This window comes from Methylobacterium adhaesivum (assembly GCF_022179065.1).
GTDB classification, from domain to species: domain Bacteria; phylum Pseudomonadota; class Alphaproteobacteria; order Rhizobiales; family Beijerinckiaceae; genus Methylobacterium; species Methylobacterium adhaesivum.
The window spans coordinates 1-22,110 of sequence record NZ_BPQD01000030.1; the positions used below are offsets into that span (position 1 = coordinate 1).

Below are 22,110 nucleotides of genomic sequence, written 5' to 3' on the forward strand. Positions count from 1 at the left end.
CGCGAGGGTTCCGGGCCGTCCGGCGGCGGGGCGCGGCACGGTGATCTGCCCACTCTCGGCATAGAACGCCTGGTTGTCGCCGCGATACGCCGTGGTGACGCCCCACGGGATGTACATCAGCGCCAGGGTGGCGAGGCCCGTATAGGTGATCATGAGGTGGAACGGCAGGGCGAGGACGCCCGTGACGTTGTGGGCGTCGAGCCAGCCGCGCTGGGCCGACTTGTCCCGCCGGAAGGTGAAGAAGTCCGAGAAGATCCGCCGGTGGGTGACGATGCCGGACACGAGGGCCACCAGCATGATCATCGCGCAGACACCGACGATCCAGCGACCCCAGACGGGCTGCATGTGCAGCTCGAAATGGAAGCGGTAGAGGAAGTCGCCGCCCTTCGTGTCGCGGATCGCGGCGGGGGCGCCCGTGACGGGGTCGAGGACGGCGTGGCCCGGCGGCGTTCCGGGCTTCGTGCGCCAGAACAGGTCGAGGACCGGCATCTCGGGGCGCGGCAGGCCGATGAACCACGTCCGCGCGCCCGGCGCATGCTCCGCCATGTGGGCGACGGCGATCTCGGCGGCCTTCGCCAGGGCCGCCGGATCGGTGGCGGCCCGCACGCTCTGCAACTCCGGCCGCATCCAGCGGGAGATGTCGGCGCGGTAATAGCTCGCCGTGCCGCTGACGAAGACCGCGAGCAGCACCCAGCCCACCACGAGGCCGGCCCAGGTGTGCAGCCAGGCCATGGACTGGCGAAAGCCGTTCTTCATGTCCGGCGCCTCCCTTACCAGCGGTAGCGCAGGGTGGCGTAGACCGTGCGCGGCAGGCCGTAATAGCAACTCGTGTAGCCGTTGCAGCCGCTGACGTAGGTCTCGTCGAGGAGGTTGGTGGCGTTCACCTGTACCGAGAAGCCCTGCAGCGTCGGATCGAAGTGCTTCAGGTCGTAGGAGGCGATGGCGTCGACGAGAACGCTCTCGGACACCTTGAAGGTGTTGGCGGCATCCCCCCATGACGGACCGAGGTAACGCACACCGCCGCCGATTTCGAGGCCGAGCATCGGCCCGTCAAGGAAACGGTAGGTGGCGAGCAAGGAAGCCGTCTTATCCGGCACCAGCACCGGGCGGCGGCCCTGCAGGGCGACGTTCTGCTGGGTCAGGTCGTTCAGGGTCCGGCCGTCGTCGCGGACGTTACGGGCGTCGAGGAGCGAGAAGCCGCCGGTGAGGGTCAGTCCCTCCGCGAGGTTCGCCCGCGCCTCGAATTCGACACCCTGCACGCCGACCTGCCCGGTCTGCACCACGAAGCCCTGACGCGCCGGATCGGCGGTGGTGCGGTTCGATTGCCGGATGTCGAAGGCGGCGGCGGTGATGAGGATGTCGGTGCCGGGAGGTTGGTATTTGATGCCGGCCTCGTACTGGTCACTCAATTGCGGGTCGGGCACGCGCCCGACGGTGCCGAAGGCGCTGTCGAACACCCGGCCGGCGACGATGGGCTCGAAGGACTGGCTGTAGGATACGTACGGCGCCACGCCGGACTCGAACAGGTAGAGAAGGCTCGCCCGGCCCGTGAAGGCGTCGGCCGGGGCGTCCTGGCGGACGAGAGTGCTGTTTCCGTTATTGAAGCTTCGGGTCGGGCCCGTTTGGCGGGCGACGTCGTAGCGTCCGCCGAGCGTCAGGACGAGACGGTCGAGCTTCGCCTGATCCTGAAAGTACACGCCGGTCTGCTCGGCATCGACACGGGAGGCCGTGGTGAAGGCCGGGAACGCGATGGGCATGGCGTAGTCCGGCGCCAGGGCGTTCAGGCTCAGCGTGGCCGGGAAAGGAGCCCCGAGGGTCCGGGTACTGAAGCTTCGGTGGTCCACGCCCAGCAAGGCCGTGTGCGCGACGAAGCCCGTATCGAAGGTCATCACCGCATTGGTGTCCATCGTATAGGCTTCGGCATCGACCTGTGTGCCGGTCACCGCGCGGGGGAGCAGAGGGCCGGAGGCATTCGGCCCGTTCAGGGGGCTGAAGGCGCTGTAGACGCTGCGGTAGTCGCCCTGCGTGCGGAGATACCGGCCGGCGGAATGGAACGACAGGTGTTCGTTGACGCGATGATCGAGGATGTACTGGATCGAGGCCTGGGTCCGGTCCGAACGCTCGATGCCCCGGTCGCCATCGTAGAAGTTGACGGGCAGGCGGCCGACGATACCGTTGCCGAAGTTGCGCGGAAACACCGTCCCGACCGCCGGGAAGCCGCCGTAGAACCCTGAGAACGGATCGCGCTGGTAGTTGGCGATGACGGTGAGCGAGGTGTCGGAGGAGGGCCGCCACGTCACGCTCGGATTGATGAGGACGCGCTCGACCTTCGTGGTGTCGACGGGGCCGTCGCCCTTCCAGCCGAACCCGACGATGCGATAGGCGAACTGGTCGGCGAGGCCCGGCACGTCGGAAGCGATCGGCCCACCGATGTCGACGCCGCCGCGCACCTCGTTGAAGCCGCCGCCCTGCACGAAGACCTCGCCGTGCTGCACGAAGCGCGGCACCTTGGAGACGAGGTTGACGATGCCGCCCGGCCCCGACTGACCGTAGAGCACCGAGGCCGGCCCCTTGATGACGTCGATGCGCTCCAGACGGTAGGGATCGATGGTGGCGTTGGCGTCGCGCCCGGCGATGAGCGCCATGCCGTCGAGGAAGACCGGGGCGTTGAACCCGCGGATGAGGAACTGTTCGAGGCGGGTGGAGCCGGCGCCACCGCGTTGCTCGGTGGTGACGCCGGGCGTGTACCGCAGGGCTTGGTTGATGGAGAGCGCGTTGGCGTCCTCGATCTGCTTGCGTCCGATCACGGACACCGATTGGGCCGTCTCGAGAATCGGGGTGTCGGTCTTCGTCGCCACCACGCTGCGCGCGGCGACGTAGCCCGGAACCGCCCCACGGGCACCGCCCGGCTCGCTCCCGGCGACGCCGGGGCCGCGGCCCACGCCTTCGACGGACAGGGTATCGAGGGTCACCGTCTGGGCCGCGTCCTGGGCCGAGGCTTGCGTGACGGACAAACCGCACGCGGCGACGCCGGACAGCAACAGGCCAACAACATAACGCTGTCCGCGCCGATCGGCGACAAGTGCCCGAGAACTCTGAGACGCGATGAACACGATCTGTGAGACCTAAACTGATATGTGATAGCTTACTGAACCAGTTTAGAGATTTTCTACTTAACCGGCTCGATGCTCTCTACCAGTGGCAACGCGGCAATCTCGCTGCAAGCGTTATGTTTTGGACTTATTCCAGCTCCAAATCTCCGGAAGACCTCACCTCGGTTATTCCGTTTCGTTCAAGGCTGAGCGGGTTCTCGGATTTGCGGGGAGACAAGAGAGGCGGGACGGACGCTGCCGCCGTGACGCAAGGACAATGAACGTCCAACGTGGACCGGCCAGCCGCTGAACCTCGGCTGTGGACACCGCATGGCCGCGCAGGCCGCGCGTTGCTCGAGTAGGAGGACCCAGGCGGCACCGAACCGGTCCGCCTGGTCTTCAGGCCCCGGCCTCGAGAGCTTTGGGCGAAGGTTCGTCCCGTTGTTTTGGCACTATGGCGTCATCACCGGCAGGCACGTCACGGAAACGAGCACCGCGCCTCTCTCCCCGGCTGAACCCGCAAAGGCATTGCCCAAATCGAAGGCATGATGCCGCCTCACACGGCACATAGGGTCGATTACCTCAGCGACCTCGGCGCCGTGGCTTCTCAGTTCAAGGAATTACCGCCGATTCCTTCGTTGTCCGCACGGGCCTGACTCGCTGCATCTTCGACGAACGATCCTCCCCCTTCGGCTGCACCGGGTAAGGTTTCGTCCAAACGCCGCACCGAGCCTCGGCGGTGGAATCCAGTCGCCGGCTTGGCCGAGATCCGCCGATTGCGACAGGCGACCCGCCCCGCGCCCGTTTGGGACGGAGGGACAACAGGTTGGAGGGCCGAAACTTCGCCCACGCGTTGCCGCCCTCGAAATCGATCGTCTACAGATCGGCCAACACCCGATGGGCGAAGCAGATCCCGTCGACTGGCCGAGGATTGCGCGTTCCGTGTATCGTCTCCAGATCCGATCCGCGACGCGATGGTATGGCGTGCGGCGCAAGCCCTCGAAACCTCGCTCCTCGTCGAGGCGATGCAGCTCGCCGACCGGTTGGCCCGGGCCTGCCGGGTTCCCGCTCCACTCCACCGCGATGCGACACGAACGTGGGTCGTCGAGCTCACCGGAGAGGCCGGCGGCATCTTCTACCGCGCCCCCGTGGTGCGGGCCTGACGCGGCGGCGCCTGGCCGCCATGGTTCTGGCGCGGTCCCGTGCCAATCACACCGCAAAAGGAGACCGCCAATCCCATGTCACGCGTCATCAAGACCCTGCTCGCCTTCGGCCTCGGCCTCGCTCCCCTCGCCGCCCAGGCCGATCCCGCCGCCATGCGCGACGTCCTGAAGCGCTCCTGCACCGGCGACTACTTCGAATTCTGCGGCGATCACGCGCCGGGTGGCCCCGAGGTCGAGGCGTGCTTCCGCACGAACATGAAGAACCTGTCTTCGGCTTGCGCGTCAGCGATCACGGCGTTCAAGCGCGAGCAGAAGGTGAAGCGGGTGAGCGAGGCGAACTGACGCCGGGCACCCGGGGTTTCTCGCGGCCCTGGCCGGATCGCCGGGCCGGGCTTCGGGCAGGTGGCACGACCCTTGATGGAGAGGGGTCCGTTACGGCCCTTCGCATCAGGCGAGGCGCCGCCGCCAACAACACCCCGGAGACGCGCATGAAGCGTGAAGACCTCACCGAGAAGCTCCTCGACATCAAGCGCGAGAAGGGCTGGACCTGGAAGCACATCCAGGCCGAGATCGGTGGCCTCTCCCCGATTCTCATCACCGCCGCCTGCATGGGCCAGATGAAACTGCCCAAAGCGCAGGCCGCCAAGGCCGCCGCCCTGTTCGGCCTCTCGCAGGCCGAGGAGCGGATGCTGAACGAGGCGCCCTATCGCGGCTCGATCCCGCAGATGCCGCCCACCGACCCCCTGATCTACCGCTTCTACGAACTGGTGATGGTCTACGGCACCACCTGGAAGGAGCTGATCCAGGAAGATTTCGGAGATGGCATCATGTCGGCCATCGACTTCAACATGACCATGGAGCGAGAGCCCAACAACAAGGGCGACAGAGTCAAGATGAACCTCTCCGGCAAGTTCCTCCCGTACAAGTATTACGACAACGAGGACGGCGTGCCGGAATACGGCTTCAAGGAAGGCTGAGGGGCCTTCGCCGGCGGGCCCGTCCCGCCGGCCGACATCAGGCGGCCAGCCTCAGGCGGCCGCTCTCGATGAGACGGGTGATCTCCGGAGCCGGAAGGGGGGGATCGAACAGGAAGCCCTGAACATCGGTGCACCCCGCCGCGCGCACGAACGCGAGGTGTTCCTCGGTCTCGACCCCCTCGGCGATCACCCGGGCACCGAACCCCGTTCCCAGGGCCACGATGGCCCGGGTGATGGCCGCCGTTTTCTGATCCGCCATGCCGGCGACGAAAGAGCGGTCGATCTTGATCGTGTCGAAGCTGAACTGGTGAAGGTAGCTCAGGCTCGAATATCCCGTCCCGAAATCGTCGAGGGCGATGCGGACGCCGAGCCGGCGCAGGCTCTCCATGGCGCGGCAGACCGTTTCGGTCTTTTGCATCAGCATCGTTTCGGTGATCTCGAGTTCCAGGCGGTGCGGGGCCAAGCCCGACGCCGTGAGGGCGTGCAGGACGGTCTCCTCCATGCCGGTCTGCTGAAACTGGATCGCCGAGACGTTGACGGCGACCCTGAGGGGGTCGGGCCAGGAGGCGGCCGCCCGGCAGGCCTCCTTCAGCACCCAGGCGCCGAGGGGCACGATCAGTCCGCTCTGCTCCGCTAGCGGAATGAATTCGCTCGGCGCGATGTTGCCTCGGCGCGGGTGCCGCCACCGCAATAGGGCCTCGAAGCCCGCGATCCCGCCCGTCGCGAGGTCGATAATGGGCTGGTAGTTGAGGAGGAAGCCGCCCCGCTTCATCGCGCGCTCCATCTCCGCCTTCAGGAGTCCGGCCGCCGCCGAGGCCGCGTCGGAATCCGGATCATGGACCCGATAGGTGTTCCGCCCGGCGGCTTTGGCTTGGTAGAGGGCGGCATCGGACCGCTTGTAGAGTGCCATGGCGTCGAGGGCGTTGCCGGCCTCGACAGCGATGCCGATGCTCGCTCCGACACTCATGCGATGGCCGTTGAACACGATGGGCCGATTGATCGACGCGATGATGCGCCGGGCGAGGGCGGTCGCGGCATCGGCGCGCTCGATCCGCCCGAGTAGGATGGCGAACTCGTCTCCGCCGAGACGCGCCACCGTGTCGGTCCCACGCACGGCGGCGCGCAGGCGCCCGGCGACAACCTGAAGAAGATGATCGCCGGCCGGATGACCGAAGGTGTCGTTGACCTGCTTGAAGCGGTCGAGGTCGCAGGTGAGCACCGCCACGCGGGTGCCGTTGCGGCCCGCCGCCTCGGCTTGCTCCGCGAGGCGTTCCCAGAACAGCGTCCTGTTGGGGAGGTCGGTCAAGCAATCGTGCAGGGCGAGATGGGCGATACGCCGCTCGTCGGCCTTGCGCGCCGTGATGTCCCGCAGCGACGTCACGTATCCGTCCGGCTCGCCCGTCGCCGGATCGCGCGCGAGGCTCTGACACACATCCATGAACAGCCAGGAGCCGTCCTTCCGGCGGTAGCGTTGGCAGGTGGAGGCGTGATCGATCCGGCCCCCGGTGAGGTCGCCCAGCACGCGGGCGAAATTCTCGACGTCGTCGGGATGCACGAAATCGAGGGGCTTCGTGCCGACGAGGTCCTCGGGTTCATAGCCCAGAACGGTCCGGATGGCGGGAGACACGTAGAGGCGGGTGGTGTCGAGGTCCGACCAGATGATCACGTCCGTGGTGGTCTCCGCGAGGAGGCGGAAGCGCTGCTCGCTGTCGCGCAGCGCCCCTTCGGTGGCGCGGCGCCGGGCCGCGTCCGCATCCGCCGCGATGTGCGCCTCGTGAAGACGCAGATGGGCCTGGGCGATGACGGCGAGGTCCTGAAGCTGGCGAGCCTGAACCGCCGTGAAGTCGGACCTCGGCGCCCGGTCCATGATGCAGAAGGTTCCAAGGTTCAGACCGGACTCGAGGGCAAGGGGCACGCCGGCATAGAAGCGCGCGTGCGGTGGCCCGAGAACGAGGGCGCTCTGCACCGAGCGCGGATCGTCCGTCAGGTCGGGAATGACCAGAACCGTGTCGGTCTCACCCTGAATCGTCAGGTCGCACAGCGCCCCCTCGCGTTCGACCCCGTGTCCCTCGACGCCGAACCGGGCCTTGAACCAGACCTGCGTCTCGTCGACCAGGAGCACGAGAGCCATGGGAACATCGAACAGGTCGGCGGCGATCCGGCAGACGGCATCGAGATGCGGCTCGGGCGACGAGCCGAGGATACGCAGGCGCCGCAGGGCATCCAACCTGTCCTGCTCGCGTGGAGGATGAACCATGGGTTCCGAACTCCTGCCTTTTCGGGGCGACGGCCGAACCACGGCCGGAATGCGAACTGCCGTTACGGACCCAGGCAGAGGGATCGTAACGCGGAGCCATATAAGAAAAATTCGCCTATCAGTTGTTTATCGAAGTTGGTGTCCGAACCATTAAGCCGCAGCCACCCGTCGCCGTGCAAGCGGTTTCAGAAGCTCGCAAACCGCCCTCTGTATCTTCGGTGGTTGAACAAGCCCGTTTGACCAGCATGGGATGGCAGGGCGCCGATTTGGAACCCCACTCGCCTCTCAGGCGATTAGTGGGACAGCGATCCCATCGTGTTGCGGCGGATGCCGCCTTGGCTCGTTCGCACCCTGTGAGGACGAGGGACCGTGCGCATCCTTCGACCGCCTCGAGAGGGCGGGGATCGGTGCGCACCGAGGAGGCGGCGGAGACCGTCCAATCATCGAAGGAATTAAAACTCCGGTCCTTCATAAGACTGAAATGCCCTCCTAGTAAAACTCGCCCTTGATCCAATCTTCAAGCTGGCAAGGAGGCTCGACGCTCGACTGAAGGAGGCGAACAAATTATTGTGACGCGCGAATCTGATTGGCGATCGGTCTCGTTTCCCCTAGAGGATGAAATTGGGTTCTCCTGCGAAGCACGAGACGGGCACACGGAAGACGCAGTGAACAAGATTCATTGGCCCGGATGGCAACCGTGACGTCAGACAACAAGAGAAAGATCGAGAAAGGCATGATGGTCGACGCACACAAGGAAGGTTCTGCGGGCGAGATCGGCCATCGGATCAAGTCGCTGCGGCGTTCGGCCGGGCTCAGCCAAGCCAATCTGGGCAGCGCGCTCGGCGTCACGTTCCAACAGGTACAGAAATACGAGAGCGGCCGAAGCAAGATCGCAGCGGACAAGCTTCACCAGATCGCCCAGACCATGGGCGTGGATATCAGCTACTTCTACGAGACGAAGCCCGAGGGCGGTCCGTCCGATCGGCCCGCGCCGGCTCCATCGCCGGGCGCCGATACGACGGAGACGATCTTTCGCGAATCCTTCGAGAAGATTCGGGATCCACGTGCACGCTACCTCCTGTCCGAACTCGCGCGCGTCATCTGTGAGATCGAAGCCGGCAAGTAGGATCGCGTGACGTTCGGCGCGGGACGCCTCAGCGCTCGCGCCAGGCCTTGGCAATCTGATCGGCGAGGGGCTTGACGAGATACGAGAGCACCGATCGCTCGCCAGTCTGGATATAGGCCTCCACCGGCATGCCCGGCACGAGGCGCACGCCTCCCAGGCGCTCGCGCTGTCCCTCCGGCACCCGAATGCGCGCGGTGTAGTAGCTCTGGCCCGTCTTCACGTCCTGGGTCACGTCGGCGGAGACCCGCGTGACGAGCCCGTCGATCTCGGGGGTGACCCGCTGGTTGAACGCGGGAAACCGCAGGACGACGTCCTGGTCGAGGTGGACGTTGTCGATCTCCTGCGGCTGGATCCGTACCTCGACGGCGAGGGTGTCGGCATCGGGGACGATGAGCATGGCGGGCTCGCTCGGAACCACGAGGCCGCCCACCGTGTGCACGGTCATCTGGTGGACGACGCCGGACTGGGGCGCCCGCAGGTCCGTGCGCTTGAGCTGGTCGAGGGCGGCGACGCGCTTCTCGGCGAGTTCGGACCAGCGGCCGCGGATATCCGCGAGTTCCTTGCCGGTCTCGCCGCGCATGTCCTGGTCGACCTGCAGGATCTGAAGCTCGATCTCGGTGATCTTGCCACGCGCCTGGGCCTGGGCGGCGACGAGCTGTCCGCGTTCGCCCTGGATCCGGGCAGCGTCGCGCTCCAGGGCGGTGACCCGGGACAGCGGCACGAGGTTCCTGGCCCACAATTCACGGATGCCCACGAGCTCGTCGCCGATGAGGGCGATCTCGCGTGCCTTGGCGGCGACTTGCTCGGTCAGTCCGGTGATCTCGTCGCGGATCTGCAGGACGCGTTGCGCCAGCTGTGCTTTCTGGCCGTCCCGTCCCGACAGGCGGGTTTCGAACAGGCGCGTCTCCCCGTCGAGGAGCTGGGCCACGACGGGGTCCGAGGGCTGACGGCCGACGAGGTCGGGGGGAAACGCGATGGCGGAGGCGCCGTCGCGCTCGGCCTCGTTGCGGGCCCGCCGGGCACTCAGCTCGTCCATGGCCTTGAGGACGATGTCGAGATTGGCCCGGATCTGGGTCTCGTCCAGGGTGATGAGAATGTCGCCCGCGGAGACGCGCGAGCCGTCCTGCACCCGGATGGCGCCGACCACGCCGCCAGTCGGGTGCTGAACCTTCTTGACGTCGCTCTCGACGACGAGCTGGCCCGAGGCCATGACGGCCCCGTGGATCGGCGTGAAGGTGGCCCAGCCCCCGATCCCGAAGACGAGCACGGAGAGGACGGCGGAGACGCCGAGGAGATGGGCGCCGATGGAGCGGTCCGCATCGAACGGCCGCGACGGGGTGAGGACCGGGGAAGCGAGGGTCATGCGCGTGCTTTCAGGTTCGGCGCTTGCCAGTTCAGCGATTGCGGGGCCGGTTCCGGAACCGCGTCCCGCGTCGGTTCGTCCCTGGCCGCCGGGCTTCGCGGCGCTCCCCGGTCACCCGGGACGACGGTCGGGCGCATGATCTGCTTCATCACCTCGTCCTTCGGACCAAAGGCACGCGCTCGGCCCTCATCCATGACGAGGAGGAGATCGACGGCCGCCAGGGCGCTGGGGCGGTGGGCCACGACGACAACGATGCCCCCTCGCAGGCGGACGCTGAGCATGGCCCGGGTGAGGGCGAGTTCCCCCGGCTCGTCGAGGTTGGCGTTGGGCTCATCGAGGACGACGAGGAACGGATTGCCGTAGAGGGCCCGCGCGAGGCCGATGCGCTGGCGCTGGCCGGCCGATAGGCTCGCCCCCCCCGGTCCAATCATCGTCTCGTAGCCATCGGGCATCCGCAGGATCAGGTCATGCACGTCGGCCGCGCGGGCGGCGGCGATCACCGCCTCGGCGTCGGGGGAGGGGGACAGGCGGGCGATGTTCGACGCGATGGTGCCGGCGAAGAGATCCGCCTCCTGCGGCAGGTAGCCGATATGCCGGCCGAGGCTGTCGGCCGGCCATTGGTCGAGGGTGGCGCCGTCGAGGCGGATGGCGCCCCGCGCCGGGGACCACACACCCACCAGGGCGCGGGCGAGGGACGACTTGCCGGAGGCGCTCGGCCCGATAATGCCGACGCCTTGCCCGGCCCGGAGACCGAACGTCATCTCGGACACGACCACACGCTGCGTTCCAGGCGGCACGATGCAGGCCTGCTCGACGATCAGTGCCTCCCGGGGCGGGGGCAGGGTGAGGGTCTCCGTCTCGGCCGGGAAGCGCTCCAGGATCGCGTTGAGCCGCGCCCATCCCTGATGGGCGGCGACGAACCCCTTCCAGTGGGCGATGGCGATCTCGGCCGGGGCCAGGGCTCGCGAGACGAGGATCGACGAGGCGATGATGATGCCCCCGGTGGCCTGCCCCTGGATCACCAGGGAGGCGCCGAGCGCCAGGACGCCGGATTGCAGGATCATGCGAAACACCTTCGAGACGGCGCCGAGACCGCCGGCGATGTCAGCGACCCGACGCTGCCGGGTGAGGTAGGACCGGCTTTCTTCGCCCCAGACCCGGGCGAGGTTCGCCTGCATCCCCATGGCGTGCAGCACCTCGGCGTTGTGGCGCCCGGCATCCGACAGCTCGTTGCGGCGCGCCCCGTGCCGGGTCGCCTCGCGCTGGGGCTGCCGGGTCAGTCGGTCCGTCAGGAGCGTCAGGACCACGAGCATCATCGCACCGGCCAGGGCCGCGACCCCGATGAGTGGGTGGAACAGGAAACAGATGGCAAGGTAGACGGGAAGCCAAGGCAGATCGAAGAATGCCGTCGGTCCGAGGCCGGAGAAGAAGCTCCGGATCTGGTCAAGATCCCGCAGGGGAAGGAGGCCGTCGCCCCCTGGCGGCGCCTTGAGGGGATAGCGCACCATGACGTCGAACACACGCGGCGCGAGCCTCTCGTCGAGGGAGCACCCGATTCGCACAAGAACCCGCGCGCGGATGATTTCGATGAGCCCCTGGAAGAGGAACAGCGCCAGGGCGAGGCCCCCGAGGCCGATGAGGGTCGGGATGGACCGGGCCGGGATCACCCGGTCGTAGACCTCCAGCATGAAGAAGGATCCCGTGAGGTACAGGACGTTCACGCCGCCGCTCATGATGGCGACGCCGAAAAAGGCATGACGGCACCGCACCAGGGCGGCCTTCAACTCCGACTGTTGATCTGTTCGCATACCGACTCGCCTCTTGATAGGGCGACCAAAACGTCGGATTGGTAAATTTCGCCTAAAATTCCCGGTCGGCTCGCGGACGGAGCGCGATAATTCACCCGTGTGTCCTCCAGGTGAACAGGAGGATAGGTGGGGCGTTAAAACATTCTCAGGAATGCCGCCTTCACGCGAAATTACCTGACGTTATTCCGCTCTTAATCTTTGGAATTTACCCAATCATCACGACGAATGACACGTTTTGGATAAAACGCCCTACGGACCGGAAAAATAACACCCGCCCGGTCCGCCGCCCCTTGAGGCGCAAATCATCTTCTGTAGGTTGAATTTTGCAACCAGCGCAGGCCGATCTCGGGCCTGTCGCCAAGCCTTTCGAGTTCATCCGGGCAAGACAGTCGGCGCGTGAAGATGCCTTCCGCCGGCGTGAGGACCCTTGCCCTAAAAGACGGAAAACGCAGATGGCCGGTACGCTCGCTCCCCTCGTGCTCACGCTCTCTCCGGCAAGCGACACCGGCGCTCTTCTCGACGGCCTGACCCGGCGCAACACCGTCGAGATCGGCTTCGTCGGCCTGAGCCTCGCCGCGGGGCCGATCACGTTCTTCGACGACCGGGACAACAATGGCATCCCGGGCCCCGGCGAGATCCTCGCGACGATTCCCAATGCGCTCGCCGGGTCCGTGCGCGTGACGCTTCCGGAGGGGCAGCACAACATCCGGGCGACCCAGAGCCTCACCGTCCTCGGCCTGACCACCACAAGCACATCCCTGCCGCTGCCCGTGCGCATCGACAACACCGGCCCCACCATCGTGTCGGTGAACCAGCTCGATACGCCTGATCTGCTGGGTCTCCTCAACCTTACCGGCGCGCTGCGGTACGAGGTCACCTTCTCCGAGCCGGTGCTCGGTCTGACCGCGAACTTGTTCCAGGCGGCGGGCACGCTGCCCGGCATTCACCTCGTTACCCTGCTTCCGTCCCTGACGAAGCCCAACACCTACATCGTCAGCCTCGGTCTCGGACTCGACGGCGTCAGCCCCGACCAGCGCGCCGGCACCCTCGGCCTCGCCCTCAACCCCACGAACTTGGCTGGCGTCACCGACGTCGCCGGAAACGGCCTGCGCGGCGCCGATTTCGCGCTCCTCGCCCCCGTCTCCATCGGCCCGGCACGCGCGACCGCGACGGCCGACTTCAACGGCGATGGGTTCGGGGACGCGGCCTTCCTCGTCAACGACACCGTCGTAGTCACGCGCGGCACCGGCACCGGCGCCCTCGGGGCGACCCAGACCCTCGCCGTCGCGACGGGGCAGACCACCATCGCCACGGGGGACGTCACGGGCGACGGCCTCATCGACATCGTGACGGCCGGAGCCGGCAAGGTTCAGATCCTGAAGCAGGCGAGCGACGGCAGCTTCAGCGTCGTCAGCCGCACCACGACGGGCGCGGACGGCGCCCTCGTCGCCGACGTGAACGGCGACGGCTACCAGGACATCGTGGTGAAGAATCTCGCGGCCGGCACGGTCACGGTGCTCACCAACAACGGCAGCGGCACCTTCAGCACCGGGACGGCGCAAACCCTGACGGTGCGTCCCGACGCCTTCGTCTCCGGCGACTTCAACGGCGACGGACGCACCGATCTCGCCGCCCTCGCCAACGGCGGCACGACGCTCGCCGTCCTGACCCAGGCCGCCAATGGCACGTTCGCGCGCACAACCCTCGCCGTCGGCGCCAGCGCCGGCGGCCTCGCGGCCGGTGATCTCAACGGCGACGGCCGCGCCGAGATCGTCTCCTCCGGGACGGCCGGCACCCTCGAGATCCGCGGCACCAACGCGGCCGGCACCGCCACCCAATCGACCCTGCAGGCGGGTGCCGCCGCCACGGACATCCGCATCGGCGACACCAACGGCGACGGCTACGCCGACATCCTTTACGCCGCCGCGGACGGCAAGGTGCGGGTCGTCTACGGCGACGGCGCCGGGGGCTTCTCGACCCCCGTCGTCCTCGAGACCCAGGCCGGCCTCGCAGCCCTCGCCCTCCTCGACGTTAACGGCGATGGACGTCAGGACCTGGCGCTGGCGAGCGGCACCACCGGCACTCTCCAGGTCGGCACCGGCATTCCCGTGGCGGGCGTGCTCGGCACCGCCTACAGCCTCGTCGCGCCGGGTCCCGTGCAGACGGTGACGGCCGTGCGGGTGGCTGGCGACAACGTCGTCAACATCGCCGAGGCGGCCGGCGGCAACGTTCCCGTCACCGGCACCCTCGCGGGGCCCCTCGGCGTGGGCGAATCCCTCGCGGTCAGGATCGGCAACACGGTCACGCCCCTCACGGGAGCGGCCGTCGTCAGCGCCAACGGCGTCACCACCTTCTCGGGCACCATTCCGGCCCTCCAGGCTTCGGGCGACGTCGCGGTCCTCGTCCAGCGCATCGACGGCGCCAGTTCGGCGGCCGTGACCCAGGCGATCTCCGTCGATCTCGTGGCGCCGGCCCTCGTGAGCATCACCTCCCCGGACGCGGCGTTGACGAGGGACACGGTGATCGACTTCACCCTGACCTTCTCGGAGCCGGTCACCGGCCTGACGGCGGCCAATCTCGGCCTCACCGGCACGGCGAAGGCCGGTCTCGTGCCCACGCTGTCCACGACCGATGGCGGGCGCACCTATCAGGTGACGGTGCCAGCCGCCACGGCCGAGGGAACCCTCGGCCTCACCGTCAATCCCGCCGGCATCGTTGACGCCGCCGGCAATCCCCTGCCGGCGGGCGCGGTGCCCGTCGGCCCGACCCTGACCCTCGACCACACCGCTCCGGTCCTCACTCTCCAGACCGTTGCGGGCGACGGCATCGTCTCGCGGGCCGAACTCACGGGCGGCGTGGTCGTCACCGGCACCGCCGCCGGCCTCGACGCCAATGCCAGCGTGACGGTGACCCTCACCAACGCCGCCGGCACGCCGATTCTCACGCAGGCGGTGCCCGTCACCAACGGCACGTTCAGCCTGCCGTTGACCGGCAACGCCGCCCTTGTGGATGGAACCTACGCGGTGAGCGTGACGGCCACGGACGCGGCGGGCAACGTCGCGACTCCGGCGGTGGCGCAGGTGACCGTCGATCTCACCGCCGACGCCGACGCACCGTTCACCCTGATCGCGGGCGGCGGGCAGCCCATCGGCCGCGCCGGCGTCGCGGCCGTTCCCCTGGTGGCCGCCGGACTCGACGCCGGCACCACGGCCCTCGTCACCTTCACGGATGGCGCCGGCCACGTGGCCACCGCCACCATCGGCGCCAACGGCACCACCACCGTCGATCTCGGCGCTCTCAACGGCCCGGTGACCTCCACGATCCAGCTGGCCGATCCCGTCGGCAACACCGCGACCCGTTCCGGCCCCGCCCTGTCCATCGATCTCGTCGCCCCCATCGGCTCGGTCACGTCCCACGCAGCCCCGGCGCCCGGAACAGTCGCGTTCGACGTCACGTTCCCGGAGACCGTGACGGGCCTCGATCTCGGCGATTTCCGGGTCGTCGGCACGGGCTCGGCCCTTGGCAACGTGATCGCAGCCGATGCCAACGGGGCCGGCGGCTACACCGTGGTGGTCGGCAATCTCTCGGGCGCCGGAACCATCGGCCTCGCCCTTACGGCAACGTCCAACGTTGCCGACACCGCCGGGAACCCCGCGACCCTCGGGCCCGTCACGCCCATCGCCTTCGACCTCGTGCCGCCGCCGCGGCCGGTCATCACCGGCCTCGTCAGCGACGGCGGCGTGCCGGGCGGCTTCCTCACGGCCGATGCGACGCCGACCCTCACGGGCACGACGGAGGCGGGCAGCCTCGTCACGGTGACCTACCAGGGACCCGGCGTGCCGGCCGGCACCCTCACGGCCGTCGTCGATCCCTCGGGCGCCTGGACCGCGACGGTTCCGAGCGCCCTGGCGAACGGAGCCTACACCTTCACGGCGACCGCCGTGGACGCCGCCGGCAATGTCAGCCTCGCCGCCGTCGCCAAGGTCGTGACCGTCGAGACGGTCACCGGACTTCCGTTCACCCTCACGGTCGACTTCGCCGACGGCCTCGTGAATCAGGCCGAGGCGGGGCACATCGCGTATGCGCTCACAGGCCTGCCCGCTGGCGCCACTCTCTCGGTGGTGTTCACGGACGCCGACGGAACCACGGCCTCCGCCCTCCTCGGCGGCTCAGGCGGCAACCTCGACCTCTCGGCCCTCGACGGCGTCGTGACCTCGACCCTCACCTACGTTCCGACGAGCGGAGCGCCGGTGACCCTCGGCGGACCGAGCGCAACCTTCGACACCGCGCCGCCCGCCATGCCGGCGATCCTCGGTTTTGACGGCGCCGGCACGCTTCCGACGACGGCGACGAACGACACGACCCCCGTTCTCGTAGGCACCGGCGAGATCGGCTCCACCGTGACGGTGATCGTGGCCGGTCAGTCCCTGTCGGCCGAAGTCGACGCCACCGGCCACTGGCATATTCCGGTGGCGACGCCCCTCGGCGACGGCACCGTCACGCTCACGGCCGTCGCCCGGGACGCGGCCGGAAACCTCAGCGCCCCGTCGCAGGCCGTGGCCGTCACCATCGATCTCCTGGCCGATGCCGGCGCGCCCATCCACGTCGCCCTCGACCTGCCGACGGGACGCCCCCTCAACGCCGCAGAGGTGGCCGCCGTCACCGGCACCGTCACGGGCATCGACGCCGATGCCACCGCGACCATCACCTTCACGGGCCCGGGCGGCACCGTGACGGCGCCCCTGAGCAACCTCGGCGGCCTCACGGCGACAGACCTGTCGGCCCTGGGCGAATCCGTGACGGCGAGCGTCTCCGTGGTCGATGCCGTGGGTAACCGTGCGACCCTTCCCGTCGGGACCTTCACCGTCGACGCCCTCGCGCCCGCCGCCACCATCGCGGTCGACCCGGCGGCGCGGCCGGGTGCCACGAGCGTCACCTTCACGGTCAGCTTCCCCGAGACGGTGACGCATCTCGACGCCACCGACTTCGCCCTCACGGGCGGCGGCACGGCCACCGGCACCATCCTGGAGGCGCGGCCGGTCACCGGCGGCTACGCCGTAACGGTCACGGGCATCTCCGGCACGGGCTCCCTCAGCCTCGGCCTCGCGGCCGGGTCCGACATCGTCGACGCGGTGGGCAACCACGCCGTCCTGGCCCAGGCGGGCCTGCACCTCGTCAACGTTCCGGCGGTGCTCCAACCGGCCGACCTGCCCGTCATCGTTGCGATCGCGCAGGACACGAACGTTCCGGGCGACTTCGTGACCGGCGAGGCCATGCCCCTCGTCAGCGGCACGGCCCTGCCCGGCGGCACGATCACGCTCACGGCGATCACCGCGGGCGGCGTGCCCGTCAGCGTCACCACCCAGGTCGCCGGCAATGGCACTTGGTCGGCGCAGCTCCCGACCCTCGCCGACGACGCCTACGGCCTGTCCGCCACCCTGACGGACGCGTTCAACAACGTGCTCGCCGTCAGCCCGAGCCGCCCCCTCGTGATCGACACGGTCGCGGATTCGGGCCTGCCCGTCAGCCTCGCCGTGGCGGCGACGGCCGACGGCGTGATCGACGCCGCCGAAGCCACCCGGGTCTCCTACACTGTGGCCGGCCTCGACGCTGGCAGCACCGCAATCGTCCACTTCGCCGTCGGGGGTCACGTCAGGGACGTGCCGATTTCCGCCGACGGAACCTTCACGGTCGACCTGTCGGGCTTCGACGGCACCGTCACCACGAGTCTCGTCGTCACGGATCTCGCCGGCAACACCGCCACCGTCGCGGGCAACGGCATCCGGATCGCCAGCGCCGCCACGACCCCGCCCGGCATCGTCGCGATCACCGACGACACCGGCCTTCCCGGCGACGGCGTCACCAGGGACAACACGCCCGTCCTCACCGGAACGGCGGAGGCCAACGCGGCGATCTCCGTCCTGCTGACCGGTCCGGCCGGCGCCCAGACCTTCAACACCGTGGCCTCCGGCACCGGCACTTGGACCCTGGCCGTTCCAACCCTCGCCGACGGCGCCTATACGGTGACGGCCTCCGCCACGGGGCTCAGCGGCCTGCCGAGCGCGGCTTCCACCCCGTTCGCCCTGACCATCGACACCACAGGTGACGCGCCGCCCCGGGTGGCGATGCAGTTCGCCGCCGGCAACAGCCATCTCGGCGCGGGCGCGGCCGGGCAGGTGAGCTTCGAGCTCACGGGCCTCGACACCGGCTCCTCGGGCACCATCGTGTTCAGCGACGGCACCCACACCGTCCCGGTGACCGTCGCCGCCAACGGCACCCATACCGTCGACCTGTCGTCCCTGAGCGGCGCCATCACGGCGCAGGCGATCCTCTCGGATCTCGCCGCCAACACCGTCACGGCGACCCTCGCCCTGCCGGCGGGCTTCACGGTCGACACCGTGGCCCCGGCCGGAACGGTGGTGGCCGATGCCTCGGGCGGGCCTTCGGTCGCAAGCTTCACCTATGCCGTCACCTTCTCCGAGGCCGTGAGCCATGTTTCGGCCGACGACTTCGCCCTCACGGGCACGTCCGGTGCCTCCGGCCAGATCACCGCCGTGACCGGCTCGGGCGGCGCCTACTTCGTGACGGTGGCGGGCCTCCAGGGCAGCGGGACCCTCAGCCTCGGCCTCGCCCCCGGCTCGGACATCGCCGATCTCGCCGGCAATCTCGCGACCCTGACGCCCGGCGCCCGCACGGTCACCGGCGTCGCTCCCGTCCAGCCGGTCATCGTCGGCTACACCCACGATACCGGTGTGCCGGGCGACGGGGTCACCTCCGACACCGCACCGACCCTCTCGGGCATCGGCATGCCGGACGGGACCGTCACCGTCACCGACACGCTGGTTTCCGGCGCGCCGCCCGTGACGGCCGTCGTCCAGGCCAACGGCACCTGGAGCGTCACCGTCCCGAACCTCGCGGATGGCCCCCACGCGTTCGTGGCACAGCTCGTCGACGCGAGCGGCACCCCCGTCGGCACCTCCGCGCCCCTCGCCCTCGTGGTCGACACCATCGCGGACGGCGGTGTTCCCGCGAGCCTCACCGTCGATCCCTCCGGCGACGCGAGGATCAACGCCGTCGAGGCCGGGGCCGTGTCCTACGTCGTGGCCGGGCTCGATGCCGATGCCCGGGGCACGGTCACGTTCAGGGACGTGACCCGTGGGCTGACGGTCGTGGATGTCCACAACGGCATCGGGACCGTCGATCTCTCGGACTTCACCGGACCGGTCAGCGCCACCCTGACGATCCAGGATTCGGCCGGCAATTCCCTCGTCCGCAGCGGTACCGGCCTCGTCGTCGACACCGCCGCCCCCGTCGGCTCCGCTCTTCCGGCGTCGCCGACCGATGCCGCCGCCACGGGCTTCGCCTACGCGGTGAACTTCTCCGAGGCGGTCCTCAACGTCACGGCGGAGGACTTCACCCTCGCCCATACTGGCACCGCGGCGGGACGGATCGCGGCGGTGACGGGCAGCGGCAACAGCTACCTCGTCACCGTTGTCGATGTCACCGGCATGGGCTCCCTCACCCTCGGCCTCGCATCCGGGTCCGACATCGTCGACACCGTCGGCAATGCCGCGACTCTGCTGGCGACGCCGCGGCCGGTCTCCATCGCCGTGCCTCCGCTGCCGGCACCGGTGCCCACGCTTATCACAGGATACGGTGACGACACCGGCATCCTCGGCGATGGGATCACGGCCGACCGGACCCCGACCCTCTCGGGCACGGCCGAAGCGACCGGAACCGTCACGGTCGCCTATGTCGAGGCGGGCGTCCCGAAATCCGTCACCGCCACGGTGGACGCCAACGGTCAGTGGAGCGCCGGAATTCCAGCCCTGTCGGATGGCACTTACAGCTTCACGGCTTCGGCGGTCACGGCGCTGGGTGCCCCATCTGGAGCATCGGCCGCCCTGACCCTCGTCGTGGACACCGTGGCGGACGCCGCGCCCCTCGTCTCCCTGGCGGTCGCGGCCCCGGTGGGTGGGGTGCTCAGCCCGGCGCAGGCGGCCGCCGTGACCTTTACGGTGGCAGGTCTCGACCTCGGTTCAGCCGCCCTAGTGACCTTCACGGACGGGGTCCACACGGTTCAGGTCCCCGCCGTGGGCAACGGGGCCCACCAAGTCGATCTTTCGGGCCTGACTGGATCCGTCACCGCGCAATTCGCGATCTCCGACGCAGCCGGCAACACCGCTCTTGGAAGCGGCGGCAGCCTCGTCATCGGGCAAACCGGATCGACGCCGCCGAACCCCGTGCCCGTCGACCCGACGCCACCGCTCCCCACGCCGGTGGTCCCGACGCTCCCGAACTCCGGACCGAACGATTCGACGCCCCAGCTCCCCACGCCCGCCGTCCCGACGACGCCGCCGGCGACGTCGACCGATCCCGGACTTCCGCCGAACCCAGCCGTGCCTGCGTCCGTGGTTGCGCCAGTCATCACCGGTCTGCACAACGACACCGGCCTACCGGGTCACGGAATCACGAGCCAGCCATCGCCGACGGTGACGGGTACGGGGACACCCGGCGCCACCGTGACCCTGACTTACGTCGATGCGACCGGGTCTCACAGCGTCGCGGTGTCGGTCGGTGCCGGCGGCACCTGGATGGCGGACCTACCCGCCCTGGCCGATGGCAGCTACGGCGTGATCGCGTCGGGCCGCGATGCGGCGGGCAACGTCATGCAGGCCACCCAGCCCTTCACCCTGGTCCTCGACACGCTCGCACCCGCCGCCCCGGTGGTGACGGGTCTCGTTGGAGCGACCGGACCGGTCGGCCTCACCGCCACGGCCGATGCCACGCCGACGCTGCATGGCACGGCCGAGGCGGGGAGCACCCTCCTCCTCGCGTACGACACACCCCAAGGACCACGGACCGCCACGGTCCTGACCGGGGCGGATGGGCATTGGACCCTCGAGCTGCCGACACTCGCCGAAGGGTCCTATTCGATCCTCGCCAGCGCGACGGATGCGGCGGGCAATCGCAGCCCGACCTCGGTGACTTTCGATCTGACCATCCACGGGCCGGAGAACGAGGAGCCGGGGACCGGGGGCGGAAATCAGACAGGCGCAGGCAACGTCGCGCCGACCCCCACCCATGACACCATCGCGGCGGTGAACCATGCGCCGGCCGTGACGGGCAACGTGCTCGCCAACGACACCGACCCTAACGCGGGCGACACCCTCCACGTGACGGCCGTGCGCTTCGCGAATGGAATGACCGTGGCCGTTCCGACGACGGGCAGCACCACGATCCTGGGGCTGCACGGGACCCTGCACCTGTCCGCGGACGGCAGCTACAGCTATCAGGCCATCGGATCGAGCAACTTCGGCTCGAGCGGACACTACGACGAGGTCTTCACCTACACGGTGTCCGACCAGAAGGGCCTCACCGCGTCGGCGAAGTTGACCGTGGACCTTGCCGGCGCAGCGCCGGCCGCAGAGAAGACGTTCGACTTCGCCTTCAAGGATGCCCGCGTGGATCTTATGGGCGAAACCCTCGTCCTCACGGGTCCGGACGGGCGGCATCACGATCTCAACGGGATCGGCACGCTTCGCTTTACCGATGGGTCGATCCGGCAGAACGACGGGCACGGGGTGGTCGACGACGCCTGGTACCTGTCCCACAACCTCGACGTCTGGCGGGCCGGCATGGATGCCGACACGCATTACGCCACCTACGGCTGGCACGAGGGACGCGATCCGAATGCCTACTTCTCGACGGGCACCTATCTCAATGGAAATCCGGACGTTGCGGCGGCGGGGCTAAATCCCCTCGACCACTACATGCAGTACGGCGAACTGGAGGGACGCATCATCGGCGCCGACTTCTCGGCGGATGCCTTTCGCTCGCAGAACCCCGATCTCGCGGCGGGCGGTAATGCCCTGGACGATTACCTCACCACCGGTCGCGGCGAAGGCCGCAATGTTCAGAGCGACGAGGGGGGAGCCGGACATGTCGGCGCCTTCGATCCGGGCTTCTATCTGTCGCACAATCCGGATGTCGCCGCGGCGGCTCAGGCGCCGGAGGTGCCGGTTCTCGCCTCGGACTACGCCTTCCGGCACTACCTCGACTATGGAGCCGCCGAGGGCCGCGCGCCGAACGCCCTGTTCGATCCCGCCTTCTACCTTGCGCAGAATCCAGATGTGGCGGCGGAGGGCAGGAACCCGTTGCTCCACTACGAGGAGTACGGCTGGCGCGAGGGCCGCGATCCAGGCCCGGGTTTCGACACCAACGCCTATCTCGAACACAATCCCGACGTGGCGGCCGCCAATATCGATCCCCTTCAGCATTTCCTCGAATACGGCCTGAAGGAGGGGCGCCTTCCAGGCTGAGC

10 protein-coding genes are annotated in these 22,110 nt (G+C 68.6%); 5 read left to right on the forward strand and 5 right to left on the reverse strand.

Going from position 1 to position 22,110, the window contains the following annotated elements:
• Positions 1-756: PepSY-associated TM helix domain-containing protein (locus MFF01_RS18115; protein WP_238227549.1), on the reverse strand; the 756-nt coding region annotated here is incomplete at its 3' end.
• Between the two features lie 14 nt (positions 757-770).
• Positions 771-3,044, reverse strand: a complete 2,274-nt coding sequence (locus MFF01_RS18120) for a TonB-dependent siderophore receptor (RefSeq protein ID WP_373319806.1) — start codon at positions 3,042-3,044, stop codon at positions 771-773.
• Between the two features lie 1,022 nt (positions 3,045-4,066).
• Here MFF01_RS18120 and MFF01_RS18125 point away from each other — a divergent pair.
• The 3 genes from MFF01_RS18125 to cynS all read left to right on the forward strand — a co-directional run bounded on the left by MFF01_RS18125 (position 4,067) and on the right by cynS (position 5,232).
• Positions 4,067-4,255, forward strand: a complete 189-nt coding sequence (locus MFF01_RS18125; protein ID WP_238227552.1) for a hypothetical protein — start codon at positions 4,067-4,069, stop codon at positions 4,253-4,255.
• Positions 4,256-4,330: 75 nt separating this feature from the next.
• Complete coding sequence (locus tag MFF01_RS18130) at positions 4,331-4,597, forward strand: cysteine rich repeat-containing protein (RefSeq protein ID WP_238227553.1); 267 nt, start codon at positions 4,331-4,333, stop codon at positions 4,595-4,597.
• A gap of 146 nt (positions 4,598-4,743) precedes the next feature.
• Complete coding sequence (gene cynS / locus MFF01_RS18135; protein WP_238227554.1) at positions 4,744-5,232, forward strand: cyanase; 489 nt, start codon at positions 4,744-4,746, stop codon at positions 5,230-5,232.
• A 37-nt stretch (positions 5,233-5,269) separates the two neighbouring features.
• On the opposite strand, the gene MFF01_RS18140 is transcribed toward cynS, so the two are convergent.
• Positions 5,270-7,489, reverse strand: coding sequence for a putative bifunctional diguanylate cyclase/phosphodiesterase (locus MFF01_RS18140; RefSeq protein ID WP_238227555.1), 2,220 nt, complete (start codon positions 7,487-7,489; stop codon positions 5,270-5,272).
• A gap of 697 nt (positions 7,490-8,186) precedes the next feature.
• On the opposite strand from MFF01_RS18140, the gene MFF01_RS18145 reads away from it, so the two are divergent.
• A complete protein-coding gene (locus tag MFF01_RS18145; protein WP_238227556.1) occupies positions 8,187-8,615 on the forward strand; it encodes a helix-turn-helix domain-containing protein in 429 nt (142 codons plus the stop codon).
• 28 nt (positions 8,616-8,643) lie between these two features.
• Here MFF01_RS18145 and MFF01_RS18150 read toward each other — a convergent pair whose 3' ends face one another.
• Positions 8,644-9,978 (reverse strand): HlyD family type I secretion periplasmic adaptor subunit, encoded by a 1,335-nt coding sequence (locus MFF01_RS18150; RefSeq protein WP_238227557.1) that lies wholly within the window; start codon positions 9,976-9,978, stop codon positions 8,644-8,646.
• Positions 9,975-11,786, reverse strand: a complete 1,812-nt coding sequence (locus tag MFF01_RS18155; protein WP_238227558.1) for a type I secretion system permease/ATPase — start codon at positions 11,784-11,786, stop codon at positions 9,975-9,977. The genes MFF01_RS18150 and MFF01_RS18155 overlap by 4 nt, the downstream gene beginning before the upstream one ends.
• A 452-nt stretch (positions 11,787-12,238) precedes the next feature.
• On the opposite strand from MFF01_RS18155, the gene MFF01_RS18160 reads away from it, so the two are divergent.
• Entirely contained in the window at positions 12,239-22,108 is a 9,870-nt protein-coding gene (locus tag MFF01_RS18160) for an Ig-like domain-containing protein (protein WP_238227559.1), read from the forward strand.
• Positions 22,109-22,110 lie beyond the last annotated feature (2 nt).